At 37.2% G+C, this 17548-nt stretch carries 14 protein-coding genes; 9 read left to right on the forward strand and 5 right to left on the reverse strand.

The window, feature by feature from the left end; all coding sequences use genetic code 11:
• Positions 1-134 precede the first annotated feature (134 nt).
• Positions 135-1949, forward strand: coding sequence for an oligoendopeptidase F (pepF, locus tag IC621_RS22980; protein WP_191161868.1), 1815 nt, complete (start codon positions 135-137; stop codon positions 1947-1949).
• 41 nt (positions 1950-1990) lie between these two features.
• Here the strand turns inward: pepF and IC621_RS22985 are convergent, their stop codons facing one another.
• From IC621_RS22985 to IC621_RS23005, 5 genes are all read right to left on the reverse strand, one after another.
• Positions 1991-2149, reverse strand: coding sequence for a hypothetical protein (locus IC621_RS22985; RefSeq protein WP_224752754.1), 159 nt, complete (start codon positions 2147-2149; stop codon positions 1991-1993).
• Between the two features lie 717 nt (positions 2150-2866).
• A complete protein-coding gene (locus IC621_RS22990) occupies positions 2867-3745 on the reverse strand; it encodes a ClpXP adapter SpxH family protein (RefSeq protein ID WP_191161887.1) in 879 nt (292 codons plus the stop codon).
• Positions 3745-4155 (reverse strand): globin domain-containing protein, encoded by a 411-nt coding sequence (locus tag IC621_RS22995; RefSeq protein WP_191161871.1) that lies wholly within the window; start codon positions 4153-4155, stop codon positions 3745-3747. The genes IC621_RS22990 and IC621_RS22995 overlap by 1 nt, the downstream gene beginning before the upstream one ends.
• A 390-nt stretch (positions 4156-4545) precedes the next feature.
• A complete protein-coding gene (locus IC621_RS23000; RefSeq protein ID WP_191161872.1) occupies positions 4546-5151 on the reverse strand; it encodes a lytic transglycosylase domain-containing protein in 606 nt (201 codons plus the stop codon).
• A 21-nt stretch (positions 5152-5172) separates the two neighbouring features.
• Entirely contained in the window at positions 5173-5754 is a 582-nt protein-coding gene (locus IC621_RS23005) for a CYTH domain-containing protein (protein ID WP_191161873.1), read from the reverse strand.
• A gap of 273 nt (positions 5755-6027) precedes the next feature.
• Here IC621_RS23005 and IC621_RS23010 point away from each other — a divergent pair, with 273 nt between their 5' ends.
• The 8 genes from IC621_RS23010 to IC621_RS23045 all read left to right on the forward strand — a co-directional run bounded on the left by IC621_RS23010 (position 6028) and on the right by IC621_RS23045 (position 17406).
• Complete coding sequence (locus tag IC621_RS23010; RefSeq protein ID WP_191161875.1) at positions 6028-6408, forward strand: UPF0738 family protein; 381 nt, start codon at positions 6028-6030, stop codon at positions 6406-6408.
• A gap of 22 nt (positions 6409-6430) precedes the next feature.
• On the forward strand, positions 6431-7075 hold the full coding sequence (locus tag IC621_RS23015; RefSeq protein ID WP_191161876.1) for a GTP pyrophosphokinase: 645 nt from the start codon (positions 6431-6433) through the stop codon (positions 7073-7075).
• Between the two features lie 96 nt (positions 7076-7171).
• Entirely contained in the window at positions 7172-7972 is an 801-nt protein-coding gene (locus IC621_RS23020) for an NAD kinase (protein ID WP_191161878.1), read from the forward strand.
• Between the two features lie 148 nt (positions 7973-8120).
• Entirely contained in the window at positions 8121-9020 is a 900-nt protein-coding gene (locus IC621_RS23025; protein ID WP_191161879.1) for an RluA family pseudouridine synthase, read from the forward strand.
• A gap of 560 nt (positions 9021-9580) precedes the next feature.
• On the forward strand, positions 9581-10897 hold the full coding sequence (locus IC621_RS23030; RefSeq protein ID WP_191161880.1) for an alpha-L-fucosidase: 1317 nt from the start codon (positions 9581-9583) through the stop codon (positions 10895-10897).
• 133 nt (positions 10898-11030) lie between these two features.
• The gene (locus IC621_RS23035) at positions 11031-14108 is read left to right on the forward strand and encodes a beta-galactosidase (RefSeq protein WP_191161882.1); all 3078 of its coding nucleotides are present in this window, start codon (positions 11031-11033) and stop codon (positions 14106-14108) included.
• Positions 14109-14490: 382 nt separating this feature from the next.
• The gene (locus tag IC621_RS23040) at positions 14491-15111 is read left to right on the forward strand and encodes a YesL family protein (RefSeq protein WP_191161883.1); all 621 of its coding nucleotides are present in this window, start codon (positions 14491-14493) and stop codon (positions 15109-15111) included.
• Between the two features lie 42 nt (positions 15112-15153).
• Positions 15154-17406: a helix-turn-helix domain-containing protein gene (locus IC621_RS23045; RefSeq protein WP_191161885.1), complete on the forward strand. Its 2253-nt coding sequence runs from the start codon at positions 15154-15156 to the stop codon at positions 17404-17406.
• Positions 17407-17548: the final 142 nt, after the last annotated feature.

Raw genomic sequence — 17548 nt, forward strand, 5'->3', positions numbered from 1 at the left:
AGTGAAAAATAAATACCAGAAAATGAAGCTAGGGGCATATCTCTTGAAATACTAGAGCCATAAAGGATATTCTTAAGTTTATATAGAATATTAAGAGTACAAGCGAATAATTTTTGATAAGGGGGAATAGATACATGAGTGAACAAACAACGGTAAAGAAGCTGCCATCAAGAGATGAGATTTCTGCTGAGGATACATGGCGTTTAGAGGATATTTTTGAAAATGATGAAGCATGGGATAAGGAATTTCAGCAAGTTAAAGAAGCACTGCCGAAAATTGGTGAGTATCAAGGAAAACTTGGCGAATCTGCTGATGTATTATATGAAGCACTTGCTTATCAGGATGAAGTTATGGAACGTCTCGGAAAATTATATACATACGCACATATGAGATATGATCAGGATACAACGAATTCTTACTATCAAGGACAAAACGATAAAGCGGCAAATCTTTATACTCAAGCGTCAAGCGCTGCTTCTTATATTATCCCAGAGTTATTGTCGCTTGATGAAGAAAAGGTGAAGCAATTTTTATCGGAAAAAGAAGAGTTAAAGCTCTATGAACATGCTTTGGATGAAATTAACCGCCAGCGGCCACATGTTTTATCAGCTGAACAGGAAGCCCTGCTTGCTCAGGCCTCAGATGCTTTAAGTGCTTCAAGTAATACTTTTGGAATGTTGAATAATGCTGATCTTGAGTTCCCGTCGATAAAAGATGAAGACGGAGAAGAGGTTGAGGTCACCCATGGACGATATATTCGTTTCCTGGAAAGCTCTGACGGGCGCGTTCGCGAAGCTGCTTTTAAAGCGGTCTATTCTACATATGGCAGCTATAAAAACACGTTTGCCAGCACACTAAGCGGAGCTGTGAAAAAAGACAACTTCTATGCTCAGGTTCGAAATTATGAAAGTGCCCGTCAAGCGGCATTGAGTGACAATAACATTCCGGAAGAAGTATATGAAAATCTTGTGAAAACAGTGAATAAACACCTTCCGCTCCTACAACGATACATTGAATTGAGAAAGAAAGTGCTAGAGCTTGATGAACTTCATATGTATGATTTGTATACACCTCTGATTAAAGAGGTCAAAATGGAAATTCCGTATAATGAAGCTAAAGATTATTTGTTAAAAGGATTAGCCCCATTAGGCGAGGAATATTTAGAAATCTTAAAAGAGGGCTTTGAAAATCGCTGGGTAGATGTCCATGAGAATAAAGGGAAGCGCAGCGGAGCTTATTCATCAGGGGCATATGGGACAAACCCATATATCTTAATGAACTGGCAAGATAATGTGAATAACCTATTCACACTAGCTCATGAATTCGGTCACTCCGTTCACAGCTACTACACACGAAAGTTTCAGCCATATCCATATGGCAATTACTCAATTTTTGTGGCAGAGGTTGCTTCTACATGTAATGAAAACCTATTGAATGACTATTTATTAAAAACGATTGATGACGAAAAGCAGCGGTTATATTTGTTAAATCACTATCTTGAAGGTTTTAGAGGAACTGTATTCCGCCAAACGATGTTTGCAGAGTTTGAGCATGATATTCATAAAAAAGCCCAAGACGGAGAGCCGTTAACCCCTGAATTGTTAACCAGCACCTATTATGAACTAAATAAGAAATACTTTGGTGAAAAATTGGTGATTGATGAAGAAATTGGCTTAGAGTGGGCCCGTATACCACACTTTTACTACAATTATTACGTGTATCAATATGCAACAGGATTCAGTGCTGCTACAGCGTTGAGCAAGCAAATTTTAGAAGAAGGTCAACCGGCAGTTGACCGCTATCTTGAATTCTTAAAGTCGGGAAGCTCTGATTATCCAATTGAAGTTCTAAAAAAAGCAGGCGTCGATATGACATCTGCGGAGCCAATCGAAGAAGCGTTAAAAGTATTTGAAGAAAAGCTGACTGAAATGGAACAGCTGCTTTCATAATAAACCAAAAGAATGCACCGGAATCCGGTGCATTCTTCTATTTAGAATCCCTTAAATGTTTTTCGGTGACTAACTAGGTAGATTGTAACCAAGATCGTGATGAATAATAATGGTGAAGTAATGAACAAAGGTGCCATTTTCATTAACCCAAGAATGTTGAGAAAAAAAGTGAATACGATTGCCGCCACAGCAATGATCAATGGAACAAACCTCACAAAAATTCCTCCTTGTCCGTTCTCTTATACGTATATATGTAATGCTCCTTGATTTTATGCTTTGTGACATTTTTGTGAAAAAGGTCTGAACACCTTGTCAAAACTAGTCACAATTTGATATATTATAGATGTGAAGTTGATCACAAACAAACATTTACCCCTTTGTTTGACCGTGAAAAATTTCTCCCATCCCCTTTGTTGTCGTTAAGACATATTATTAGGGAGGTTGCGCTTTATCCCGAGCGTAACCTTCCTTTTTATATATTTTGTAAGCGATTTCCGATTTGGTGCCCCTGCTTTTTATTGAATGGAGAAAGTGGTGCCATAGAGCAGAAGACGACATGCATAGAACCGGTAAACTCATGCATTGAAGCAAAAAAGCCGTTCATAGGAAAGGGAAACTCGTTCATAGGACAGAGTAACTCGTGCATAGAGCAGAAGTCGTTCATAGAACCGATAAGCTCGTGTATAGAAGTAAAAAACTCGTTCATAGGACAGAGTAACTCGTGCATAGAACAGAAGTCGATCATAGAACCGGTAAACTCATGCATAGAAGTAAAAAGTTGTTCATAGAAAAGGGAAACTCGTTCACAGGACAAGAGGCCGTGCATAGAACTCGTTAACTAGTCCAAAAAGAGAAATAGCAGTTTTCGGATCTAATGATATCGTAAATCTAAAAAAGCACCTGAATATCCAGGTGCTTTACTCTATATATCGCCAGAAGGTAGCGTGTTTGACTGGGACTCTTTCCGCTTTTCTGGCAAGAATAAACTTTTTCATTTCTTTTTCTACTTCGTCCATAGTCATATTGTAGACGACAGCAATTTCTTTTGAAGCGACAAACTTGTAATAATGAAGAAAAACCTCTAAAGGTGGGTTTTCTGATGGTCTTGGGATATCTTCAAGCATTTCGAATAATACTTGTTCATATAAATCATACGAATAATAGCCAGTTACTTTTAGTCCTTCATCCTCAACTCTTTGATTAAAGAAGGCTAGTGTTGGAATTTCTGTAACTTCCATTTCTGAAGTAATCTTTAAATCACATTGTAATGCCTTGATGGCACTTGGAGAATGGAGGTCAGTTTGAAACAAATCGACATCAAGGTTAATTTCTTTGGCGATTTCTATTAGTACGCTCTCTTGGGCAATATTTTGTTTTTCGAGAAATAATACTTCCTGCATTTTTCTCAAGAAACGGATTCCGGCTCGCCTTCCTTGTAATTCGGCAGCCTTAATAGCAACTGATGCAATGTAGGGAGAATTGATTGGATTTTCAAACCAAATGTTTCCATCACAAGACATTCCTGAGCGGCTGCCTGTCTTTTCCCACGCTTCAGCCAATTTTTCCGGCTTCTTGCGTTTTGTAACATTCAGAGCAGCGATTTTTCCGCTAATAATATGGCGTAAAGTAAAAAAGCGGCCGTACTGAATTTGCAGCTTTTTTATTATAGGTTCTAAGGCCCAGCACTCAGGACATAATGGGTCAATAAACATATATATTTCAAGAGGCTTCTTTGAGTGGCCTTGACAGTGTGAGAAAAAGATTTTGTTTTTTTCTTGTCCACTGTTGAATAGCATCACGAAGACTCTCCTTTCTTATCTGTCTTGCCTTCAGGAGTATTTACCATGTGTTTTGCTGTCAACTCCAGCCGCGAATAGAAAAAATCTCGGAATTCCCCTTGTAATCCGACTTCATCCATCGCCTCAGCCATACAAGCAAGCCATGCCTTTGCATGGGATGGAGTGATAGGGAACGGCAAATGGCGGGCACGGAGCATTGGGTGTCCATGTTCGTCTGTATAATAAGAAGGACCGCCTAAATATTGGGTTAAAAACTGCTTTTGCTTTCTTGCAGTTTCTGTAAGATCTTCTGGGAAAATAGGGGCTAGTAGTGGATGCTTTTGCACCTTTGAGTAAAAGACATCGACAAGCTGCCAAAGAAGTTCTTCGCCAATTGCATCGTATGGTGTATGAAAAGACTCTGCCATGTTGATAACTCCTTTAACGAACATTCTATGTTTTCTTCAATTGATATATTTTATCCAATTATTCCTACTGGATTCAAAAAGAAAACTAATGGACTGAATTTCTTTAACCGTTATAAAAACGGTCCTCAAAAAGGATCAGGACTATAGTTTAATCATCGCTTGTTAATCAAGATTCACTTTATTTTAACAATCCGATCAATATATCTCAAACAAACCGTCTTGGGAAAGACAAGTAGATTGAAATATAATATGTATATGATGAGTTTTTAGACATGAATGCTTCGTATCGATTATTTTTTTGCAAAAAAATTGAAGGGTGTTTCTACACTTACACGATCTCATGAAGAAGTAAAATGAAATGAAAAAGCTGGAAACATAGTTTTCCCAGCTTTAAGCAAAATAGGTTGAGGTTACTTTTTGGACATAGTTTTGTGTTTCTTTAAATGGAGGAATGCCCCCGTATTTGTCGACATTGCCCGGCCCCGCATTGTAGGCTGCCAGTGCTAATGAAATATCGTTATTATACTTGGTAAGCATTTGTTTTAAATACTTTGTACCGCCTTCAATATTTTGAGCAGGATCAAATGAATTTTGTACACCAAGGTACTTTGCAGTTGCTGGCATGAGCTGCATGAGTCCTTGTGCTCCCGCATGACTTTCGGCAGCAGGGTTAAAGTTTGATTCCTGTTTAATGACCGCGCTAATTAATTGTTCATCAACTTCAAATGTTCTTGCTGAATCCTTAATTAATGAATCCACTTCTTCTGTTCCGGAGCTCTCTCGTACATGAATAGGCAGAGTAGTTTCAGGCAAGTTTAATGATGATTGTCTGGGCGTCATAGGCTCTGGGGCTTGTTTTTCAATTAAAAAAGAAAGCAGTTTCTGGAACGGAAGCTCAGTTGATTGTAAAGAAGAAATATAGGGCTGATCTTTAGGCGCTGATAGGTTTCTAAGTACATTTAATTCGAGCATTGCACGGAAATGATTGATTTGCATGAATAAACATTCTCCTATTTATCATCCGTTAATCCGGGTTTTTTCTTCATAAAAGCGTCTAATTTTATTTTTTGTCTCACGTATATCGATTTGCATTTCATCTAACAATTCATAAAAAATTTGTCTTCCCGCAAGTTCATCAGTGACTTCATATTCTATTTCAAAATCTTCTTTCTTTAAATATCGGCTGTGATCTAGGACTATTAAGCCATGCCGATATTTTTTTTCTGCCCGATCTGTGGAGAGGCGTCCAAAATAAACGATATCAATTGGATTAATTCCCAGCTTCTGAAGCTGAACTGACACCGAGCCGGCTGGAATTTTAAATCGCTTCAACTCCTGCGGAGATAATTCTTCAATCACTTGGTGTGTTTCCAACAGGCCTATTTCTGCCGGTTCTTTTAATGTGAGCACATATTGACCGCTTTTCTGGCGAACTCTTAACGCAGACCCTTTTTCTTTTAAAGAAAAGGAAGGAGTATCAAAATAAAAATTTGACTGAGTGATAAAATCATCCAAGGTGAATTCAAAATAGTCCATTAATCGATCAAACTCTTCCTTTAAAAGCAGATTTTTAAATTCAATTTCAATTTCTTGCGGCATGGGAAACGTCCTTTCTTAATAAATTGATGCTGGTTGCGTAATTTAATCATTGTTTTTTCAATCTAAGAGAAGCAATTTGATACACAGCGACTACCATTACTTACCTATCTTTTATCCTTTTCTAAGGAGTTATCTTTTAGAAAAGAGCCTTAATCAGTATATTCATGATAATATTTTCCATCGATAAGCAGGATTTTTTGCATAGCTTCACTTTATCATCCCGGGAGGCAATATGATAGAATAGATTTTGAAACAATGAGGAAGGAGATCTTTATGAAAAACAGAATTGAAATTATTACAGCAAATATCGAAGCATCTACCTTATTTTTGATTGCAGCTCCATACAAACAGGATGAACAGGAGCTCAAGCCAAAGGGTCAAATGCTGGTAGATTCTGATCAGCTTTCTTTTATATACATATTAGAAAATAAAGAGGACTTTGTTTACGTCGGCATTCCTCATGAGTGGTGGCCACTCTTTAGAGAAGCACAAGAAATCGGGGTCGAAGTGAAGTTGAATGTCAATAATAAAGAGATTGAGCTGGTTGATATTTTCAACGAATTAGACTATTTGGTGGAAAATATAAAAGATAATGCCAATTATGGAGAAGATATGGAACAAAAAGTAATTGAGCATTTTGGGTTGGAGAAATAGGAAGAGAAAAAGGGGGGGTACGATGGACACCAAACAATGGGACCTTTTTTTAGCTCCATATAAACAAGCTGTTGAGGAGTTAAAAGTAAAGCTTCGCGGAATGAGAAGTCAGCTCGAGTTAGAACATTCACATTCTCCCATCGAATTTGTCACGGGAAGGGTCAAGCCAATTCCAAGTATTATTGATAAAGCAAAACGAAAAAAAATGTCTATTCAATCGATCGAAGATGAAATGCAAGACATAGCCGGCCTTCGGATGATGTGTCAGTTCGTAGATGACATAAAGAGAGTCGTGGAAATGCTAAGAATTCGCAATGATCTTAAGATTGTTGAGGAAAGAGATTACATAACGAGCAAAAAAGACAGCGGTTATCGGTCTTACCATGTGGTAGCAACTTATCCTGTTCAAACAATTACTGGTGAAAAAAATATCCTTGTCGAAATCCAAATCCGCACTTTGGCAATGAATTTCTGGGCGACAATTGAGCATTCTCTTAATTATAAATATAGCGGTAATTTTCCTGACGATATTAATTGGCGTCTGCAGCGTGCTGCTGAGGCGGCTTACAGGCTTGATGAGGAAATGTCACAAATCCGCGAGGAAATTCAAGAAGCTCAAGCAATCTTTTCAAGAAAGACAGATAAAAAAGAGACTGGTAAAGAATAGTTCTAGCCTTAGCTACGCTTAGAAAGCTAATTCGGTTCTTATGGGCGAATGATATATGAGAAAGGGTTAATAGCCTATTAGAAGGAGACGTGAAATATGAAATTTGCGGTAACGTCAAAAGGGGATACCGTTTCTAACACTCTTATGCATAAAATAAAATCTTATCTGCTTGATTTTAAGCTTGAATATGATGAAGATCAGCCGGAAATTGTCATATCTGTTGGTGGTGATGGTACTTTGCTTTATGCTTTTCACCGTTACCGCAGCAGATTGGACAAAACCGCTTTTGTCGGGGTTCATACGGGCCACTTAGGCTTTTATGCAGACTGGGTACCTGAGGAAATAGAGAAATTAGTGATTGCAATCGCGAAAACGCCTTATCAGATTATCGATTATCCAATCCTTGAAGTGATCATCAGGCATAACGGCGGGGGAAGAGAGGCGCGTTATCTTGCATTGAACGAATGTACAGTCAAAAGTATAGATAACACTCTTGTCATGGATGTTGAAATAAAGGGTCAGCTTTTCGAAACGTTTCGCGGAGATGGTCTTTGCCTTTCTACACCATCTGGGAGTACTGCTTATAATAAAGCGCTCGGTGGAGCGATTTTGCATCCTTCCATAAGGGCGATCCAATTGGCAGAAATGGCTTCTATAAATAACCGTGTCTTCAGGACAATTGGTTCTCCTCTTATTTTACCTGATCACCATACATGTTTATTAAAGCCTGTAAACAATGTTGATTTCCAAATAACAATTGACCACTTAACATTGCTTCATAAGGATGTAAAATCCATTCAATGCCGAGTAGCTAATGAAACGATTCGGTTTGCCAGGTTCAGGCCATTTCCATTTTGGAAAAGGGTCCGTGATTCGTTTGTGGCTGAGGATAAATAAGGATTCTTTTCTAAAGATTGTTGCAGGGATAAAGGCAATCGGCAACTCGCCGATTGCTACTAGTCTTATATCTCGCTTCTGCCCCCAAGAACTTTGGACTTTGTTTCAACAGAAACAAGCAAACTTAATGATAAGGAAGACGCAAATTGTGACGAAGTTTAAATTAGAATGGGTTATAGTAAATGAGCAAGCAGGAATGATGGTCCGTGAATTTTTAAAGCTGAAAAGAATCTCAAAACGTGCACTAACTGATATTAAGTATTTTGGTGGAGATATAAAAATAAATGGTAAGTCGATTACTGTCAGGTACAATCTTAAAAAAGGAGATCTTCTCTCTGTTTACTTTCCAACAGAGCGACCAAGTGCATCTATTTTACCTGAGGAGCTTCCGTTAAAGATTGTATATGAGGATGATCATTGTTTGGTCATTAACAAGGATCCGTTTATCCCAACGATTCCTTCAAGGGAACATCCTTCAGGAACGATTGCAAATGGGCTGTTAGCTTACTTCCAAAAACAAAACCTCGCATCTACTATTCATGTTGTAACAAGGCTTGATAAGGATACATCAGGCCTTTTGTTAGTTGCAAAGCATCGATTTGCCCATTCTTTATTTTCAACGGAACAAAAGCAACGGAATATCAACCGTACCTATTTAGCAATTACTGAAGGAATTTTTCCTAAAATTAGCGGTACAATTGATGCCCCGATCGGTCGAAAAGACACAAGCATTATCGAACGCGAAGTAAGGAGAGAAGGTCAAAAAGCAGTTACCCATTATCAAGTAATGAGGCAATTTGGAGATAAAAGTCTTCTCTGTTTAAAGCTGGAAACTGGAAGAACGCATCAAATTCGTGTGCATTGTGCTCACTTAGGCCATCCGTTATGCGGGGATACTTTATATGGGGGAAAGCGCGATGAAATCAACCGACAAGCTCTCCACAGCAGTGAACTAACATTTTGGCATCCGATTTTAGAAAAACAGCTTTCTTTTAAGGCAGAGCTGCCTGCAGATATGGAAGCTTTAGTAAATCAGACTGGTGAATAGGAGACCAGAGTGATTTTTTTGAGCAAGGTAATGGAAAATATTTGACTCGACTATATAGGACCTGTAAGGGTCTTTTTTTTAAGATCAGAAAGTACCAGAGTTTGTCGAATAATCGATATATTGAAATTTTCGAAGATAAATCAATTGATTTCGAAGATAAAAAAAATCGAAGATATATTTCCGGTATAGATCGAAGGCAAGATTGAATAAACGGTGGCTTATCTAGAGTTGAAAGGGAACATAGAGAAATCGTTGAAATGAGGCTAAATTTATTCAAACATCCTAAAAACTAGTCACAAAGTATAGATAAAAAGGTGTCAGACCATCAACCTTTGACATCTGACTTTCAGAAAGGCATGAATTGTGTTTTTATTTCAGATAGTTTGCATAAAATAAACTTCCGGTGTAAAGGTTTACATAGTGGTGTTAAATTTACATATTTACGGTTTCTGTCTGTAACAGATAGTATAAGAGGCAATACGGAGGAGACTATGCTTTAACAGAGTCATAGATTTGTAATGCCGAATAAATACAAAACTATTTAAATTGGAGGTTGAAAAATGAGAACAGTTCCAAATGAAAAAAAATATGCAAACTGGCCTGCACAATATGGGGATCCGGAATGGTTTCTTCATGACCGCTTTGGTTTATTTATTCATTTTGGACTCTATTCACCGGCCGCGCGTCATGAATGGTTTATGACACACGAGAAAATACATCCGGATGGATACCGCAAATACTTCGAACACTTTGAGCCAGATCTATTAAATGCTAAGGAATGGGCTCGTACCGCTAAACAAGCAGGTATGAAATATTTTGTTATAACAACTAAACATCATGAAGGCTTTGCATTATGGGATACAAGATTAAGTGATTATAAAGTGTCAAATACATCGATTAAAAGAGATCTGTTGCGAGAAATAATTGATGCTTTCCGTGGAGAAGGTTTAAAAGTAGGGCTATATCACTCATTAATAGATTGGTATCATCCAGAGTTTACGCTTGATGGCCTGCACCCGCAACGAAATGATGAAGATTTCAAAGAAGAAAATATCAATCGTAATATGAATAAGTATTTGGATTTGTTGCATGGACAAGTTCGTGAATTATTAACGGATTACGGGAAAATCGATTATATTTGGTTCGACTTTTCTTATCCTCATCGGGATTGGGGCTGGTCAAAAGGGAAAGGGGCTAATGATTGGCAGTCAGAGAAGCTTGAAAAAATGGTGTTAGACCTGCAGCCTGATATTCTCATTAATGACCGCCTCGATTTAAATCGTGGTGTAACAACGCCGGAACAATATCAGCCAAATGAACCTGTTGAAAAAGATGGTCTTCCGGTCATCTGGGAAGCATGCCAGACTATGAATGGAACATGGGGCTATCACCGAGATAACCTAGACTGGAAATCTACTGGTATGTTGCTCAAAATGTTAATTGATACAGTTTCGAAAAACGGAAATTTACTTATGAATGTAGGACCTAATGGACGGGGTGAGTTTGACAGCCGTTCCATCCTGCGATTACAGGGAATTGGTGAGTGGATGAGGTTACACTCCCGTTCGATATATGGAGCAAAACATAGTGAATATAAAGCTCCAATTGACTGTCGCTATACGCAAAATGGAAATCGTTTGTATCTCCATATTTTCTCATGGCCATTCCGGCATATTCATTTAGAAGGTTTAGATGGAAAAGTAAAATATGCCCAACTTCTTAATGATGCATCAGAGGTTCATTTTAGAGAATTTGATCCCGAAGAAGTCATCACAAGTACAGAAACAAAAATTGATATTCATTCGGTTGTGTTGGATCTTCCGGTACAAAAACCAGATGTACTTGTACCAGTTGTTGAGCTTTTTATAAAGGAGTAAATAATAATTGTAAGTTTAACTGGCTTTCGAATAGCAGGGTCTAATCGGCTGGCCACATGGATCCGTATAAAAAGCTTGAATGACCTTCTAATACAAAAAAAATTAATTTTACTAAAACCGGAGGTAATACCACATGAGTAACATCGTTATTTTCTATGATTCTAGTTTTCCAATAGATGGAGAGAGACCAACAGGATCCTTTTTTGAAAACTTCAACAATGAAATCATAGTTGCGGATGCTGCTTCTTTAGGGAAAGTTTTAGCAAATAATGAAGTGGACTGCTTTATAAACATACATGGTCCTTATTTCCCGAAAAATGCTTGGCAAGCCGTATATAATTATCTTAATAGTGGGAAAGGAATCGTACATATTGGCGGTATTCCGTTTCGAATTCCATGTTATATGGTTAATGGTAACTGGGAATTGGAGCGTGAACAAACAGCCTATCATCAACAATTAAATATTCATGAGGCTTTACATGTAAATTCCGAACCGATCGCTTTTTTGCAGCATAATGATGATATTCCTGTGTTCTCAGGAATAGAGGATCTATTTACCATTGAGGATACGTGTAACTTTGTGCTTCATGTGACAAAGTCCAGTGCAATCGATGCCGAAATGGGTTCAGTGGGTCCGATGGATGCAAGTATTTATCCTTTGCTTAAAGGTATTTCAAAAAGCGGACGCGAAGTAGCCGCTCCAAGTGTATTAATTGAAAATACAAAAGGGAAATTCACAGGAGGACGCTGGCTCTTCATTAATCAGAAGGTTAATGAACGATTTTGGACAGAAAAAGGCGCACATGCGATACAGGAATTAGCTTTGTATGTTGCAAATGGAGTAACCGAAATATGGCTGAAAACAAACTATGCCACGTATGAAGAAGGAGAACGTCCAAAAGTAACCCTTCAATTACAGTCGTTTAAGAACGCGCCTGCAGAATGGACATTATCCACGACTATTACAAAAAATGACGAGCCAGTCTTTACAAAAAAAGAAGTAATAAAAGCATCGCAACAATTGAATGCCCTTTCTTTTATCATACCAATAGATATGATGCCGGGATTGTATGGTATTACTTGTCATGCTGTTTCAAGTACTGGCGAAACAAGAATTCTTCACCAAGGCTTCTGGGGAATGGATAAGAAACTTTTAAAAACTGGTGATCCATTAAGCTGTGATCGCGACTATTTCCAAAAAGATGGACGTCCATTGCCGATTGTTGGAATGACTTATATGTCGTCTGATGTTGCTCGTTATTTTCTTTTCTTACCTAACCCTTATGTTTGGGATCGGGATATGGCACAAATGAAGCGTGCTGGTATAAATTATATTCGTACAGGAATTTGGACAGCCTGGGGGAACATGATGTTTGTTGATGGCCATGTTGATGAGAATGTACTTCGTTCCATTGATGCCTTTATCCTATGTGCGAAAAAACATGATCTTGAAGTAACGTTTAACTTTTTTTCTTTTACACCGGAAAGATGGGGAGGAGAAAACCCATATCTTGATCCGCGAAGCGTTGAGGCGCAAAAACGTTTCATTACGGCAATCGTTTCAAGACATACAGAAACGTCAAATATTAATTGGGATCTAATCAATGAACCTTCATTATTTGATCCGAGTCGTACGTTCTCAGGCCCTCGAACACTTCATGATAAATATGATCGAAAAGCATATAGGGAATGGCTTAAGAAACGTCATAGCTCCATTCGCGAGCTTCAGGAAAAATGGAACATGACAGAGCAGGAATTGCCATCTTTTGATGCGATTGAACCACCTGAGCCCAGTGAGATCAACTTTGGCATCAAAGATATGCTTTTTGGAAAAAAAGGCTTAAAATGGCTTGATTATACGTTGTATACAATGGATATGCATAATAGATGGGCAAAAGAGCTTACAGAAACTATTAAGCAGTTGGCACCAAATCAACTTGTGACGGTTGGACAGGATGAAGCGCTTGGCTCACAGCGGCCATCACCGTTATTTTACAGTGAGGCGGTTGATTATACAACGAACCATACATGGTGGCTGATGGATCAATTAGTCTGGGATGGAATCTTTACCAAAACACCTACAAAGCCAAACCTGATACAGGAAACTGGAATTATGTACGTTGAAAATCCAAATAATCAAGCTAAGAGGAGCGAAGAGGAATTACGAAACATTCTTGAAAGAAAATATGCTTATGCCTTTTCGACTGGCGGGGCTGGGGCTGTCCAATGGCTCTGGAACACAAATTACTATATGAATAATATTAATGAATCAAATATAGGTGCGATTCGTGCTGACGGTACAGAAAAGCCTGAAACAAATGTTTCTTATGATTTCGGTGCGTTTATAAAAGATACACGTGATTTATTCAAAGGCAGGGAACTGGAAGAAATAGCCGTCGTATTCCCATATTCAAATGATTTCTCAAATCGCAGACTAGCACTGCATGCGACAATGAAGCTTACGAGAACACTAGCTTACGAGATGAATATACCATTTCGTGCATTAAGTGAATATCATCTTGATGGATTAAAAAACGAACCGCCTAAATTAGTTGTCGTTCCAAGTCCTCACAATTTTAGCACTACTTCCCTCACTACCATTTTGGAGGTTGTAAAAGAACAAGACATCACACTATTATTTACAGGTCCTATAAACTTGGATGAATATTGGCATGATACAGGTCGGATGAGGGACATCCTTGGATCAACCGGAATTGAGAATATCCTTCGTGAGGAAATGCTCGAAATAAATGAAAAGCATTATCCAATTTCATTTGGCGGAGAACGAATTGCTGAAACAATGAAAGAGGTATTGATTTCTGATCAAAATTCTATGACAATAAAGGAAATTTCTTATGGAAAAGGTGAAATTATTTGGTGTCCCTTACCCATTGAACTAAATGAACGAAGTGAGCCGATAATAGCTTTATATGAATATGTTATACAAAAAGCAGGAGTTCATGAACAAATAGATTGGCAAAAAGGTGTTCTGCCAGGTAATTATGGGAGAAAACTTTCCTTTGAAAATGGATCATTATTTATTTTTGTGTCCGAATTTGCGAAAGAAACATCTATTAAAATTAAAGACCCTGAAACAAATAGCACATATTCATTTCTGCTGGAGGCTGAAAGAACGGTTATGTTTGCAACAGATAAAAAGGGAAATGTCATTTCCGTTTACCGTCCAGATGAGGTTGGGATTAATAGCTAAGAAAGAATGGTTGTTCCAATCACAGAACAACCATTCTTTCGGTCATTGGTATGATTGGAGGATTCTGAATTTCTGCCATATCAACTCGATGAGAAAGGGAGGATGGACATTAAAAAGGTAAACGGGAAGTAAACCCCAACTGAGGGAAGTTTCACTTAATATGCTGACAACTTGTCCGAAAATATCTAAATTTATGATATAATTGGATCATAAAAAAGGGGAAACTGTCGAATAATCCTCCTGTCGAGATATCGGATTCTGCAAAAAAATGAAAGCGGTTTAATAAGAAATCGGCAAATAGTCCGGTTTGTTTTCTTACCTCTGTCTTATAACTTCAAGAATACACGTGGGAAGCATTTTTATGAGAGAGGGGATTTCAGAAATGACATCTTTACATGGTATTTTTAAATGGGTGTATGATTTAGGGGATTGGTTGGCTAAAATCATGTATCTTCACATACTTTGGGTCATATTTACATTTCTTGGACTGGGCGTTTTCGGAATATCGCCGGCAACAGCTGCATTATTCTCAGTTATACATAAGTGGTTAGAAAAAGATTTTGATATTCCGATCTTTAAGAATTTCTATTCAGTATATAAAACCCAATTTTTAAAAGCAAATAGGTTAGGGATTATTTTGATTGGTTTAGGCATATTTTTATATTTTGATATGAAAATCTCACAACAGTACATCCAATTGTTATATGTTCACCTCTTTTTATTAATGATTAGTTTCCTGTATTTTCTTACAGTCTTATATTTCTTTCCTGTATTTGTACGTTACGAACTCAAATTTTTCCTATATTTCAAACAATCATTTTTTGTTGCATTGGCTCGTCCACTAGAATCAATTGCAATGATCATTTGTCTGATTCTATTATATTACTTATTTAGTTTCCTGCCTGTTCTTCTATTTTTTGGCGGATCTTCCATGATTGCTTTTCCGCTTGCTTGGTTTGGATATCGAGCATGTATAGGAATAGAGGAAAGGAAATTGAACTAAATAGTGGCTAGTTTATTTAGAGATATAGGGGAGGGGAATTTGTTGCGTAATAGGATTAAATCTCGGCTATTATATAAATATATCGTCTCCTATCTTCTTGTTTTTCTTGTTCCATTTCTGATTATGAGTACGATTATTTATTATAATTCTGTATCCAGCCTGCGTCAGGAAATTGAACAATCAAATATAAATAAATTAGAGCAAGTAGAAAATCTAACAAACGAACGCATGAAAGAATTAAAAACTCTCGCAGCAAGAATTTCATATGATCCAAGACTGACGCCATATATGATCAGCCATAACTATTACAGTGGGGAAGCAATTGAGGAATTAAAAAAATATAAAGCAAATAGTTCGATCATTGAGGAGCTATTTGTTTATTATCATAATAATGAGACAATATACTCTACGAATGGGTCGTATTCCATAGACGCCTTGATGGAAAGAAAATATCGGTTCGGTGAATGGAAAAAAGAAGATCTTATCAGTGATTTGCATGAGAAAATACCATTCATAAAACCTGTTAATCAAGTAGTTATCGATAATGAAAAGTATAAAAATATGATTGCTTATTTTTTTCCGATAGCTCCTAGCAGTCACAATCCTTACGGTACTGTTTTGTATTTTATAGAGGAATCGACGATGACAGATTTGATTCAAAACATATTAGGGGAATCTGAAGGCAATGTATATATTTTCAATGAAAATAATCAGGTTATTGCATCGGCTATTAATGATGAATCAATTGGGAAAGAGCAATTAGAGTCTCTTTCTATTGATCATTACGGGGTTGATAATGTTGAATTAAATGGGAAAGATTATTCACTTGTGTCCGTTAAATCGGAGATGAGCGGGTGGAAGTTTATAACGTTGATGGATACTGATCAGTTTTTTAAACGGCTCGATAATTGGACAATATTAATTTTTGCAATGTTAATTGTCCTTTTAATTGTTGGCTTTGTATTGGCTGTATTACTTGGAAAAAATCAATATAAACCGATTCAAAATCTGTTTGAAATAACAAAGAGGAATGGAAAGAAAACTGCTGATTTTGAAGGTGGAAATGAATTAGAGACCATTCAGAAGACAATAACACATGTATTTAAAGACCATCAGATTTTGAATGAAACGATTTATAGGCAAAAACCTTTTGCTAGAGATCAATTTTTAGTGAAACTGCTAAAAGGTGATTTCAGTGATCAAGAAGAATTAAATTTGCTGCTGGATTCGTTAAATATTCAAATGCAGGAAGGGCATTATTTTGTGACGATTGTATATTTTGAAAAAGGAACTTTTAATGAGGACAATTTAGAAGAAAGGGAAAAAGCTTTTAACATCTTATCGAATTTTTCTTTGGAAAACGCCATAGCACATGGTATTGATTTGTTTTATAATGATGCAATGGCCGTAATTGTAAGTATGGATCAAGTAACCGATGCTAACAAAGAACGCCAAAAGCTTGTTCCCTCCATACAGCAGTTTATTCAAGAAACTTGCCTTTTAGATCCTACCATTGGGGTAGGGGGGCTTTACAATGAGAAAAACCGGATAAACCGTTCTTATATCGAAGCGCTTACAACATTGGAATATAAATTTGTCAAGCCCCAAGGAAGTATTATCTACTTTGAAGAAATCAGTATGCAGGCGGAACAGTCACTTGGATATCCGAAAGAAGAACAAATGAAGCTAGTCCAATGTATAAAGCAAGGGGACAAGATTGTTGCTGCTGAGACTTTACGCACCATGTTTACAAATCTGGCTGATAAAGATCTTTCCATCCAAGTATTAAAATGCATCTGCTTTGATATTATCAATTCAGTTGTGAAAACTATTACTGAAATAGGGCTGAGAAAACATATCCAGGATTTTAATAGAATAGTTGATTTTAATTCTATTGAACAATTACACGAGCAGCTCCACAAAATCGTTCTTGCAATATGTGAAGAGGTTGAGGATAAGAAAGAGAGCCATAATGATAAGCTGCGAAATGATATTTTGGATTATATTAAAGCCAATTATAAATTGTATGAGCTGTCTCTCGAAAGTATAGCACTTGAATTTCAATTATCTATATCTTACCTTAGTCGGTTTATAAAAGGACAAACGGGAGTTACCTTTACACAATATATCCAGGATCTTCGTATGGAAGATGTGAAGAAGCAGTTAAAGGAGACAGATCAGCCAATTAAAGATATCGTCATTCAAGTAGGTTATAAAGATGTTGCGAATTTTACGAGAAAATTCAAGAAAATAGTTGGAGTAACACCTGGACAGTATCGTAATTTAAGTAGATGATAAGCCCTACCAAAGCTATGATTTTTTATAATCATGGCTTTTTTGATAGTTTCAGAAAGCATTCCTGTATTAAAGCAAAATGGGGTTTGAATAAAAAAAGTCCCCTTGGTATGATACGAGGTGTCCAAAGCTGCGCAGCACA

This window comes from Metabacillus arenae, from assembly GCF_014773385.1.
Lineage (GTDB): Bacteria > Bacillota > Bacilli > Bacillales > Bacillaceae > Metabacillus_D > Metabacillus_D arenae.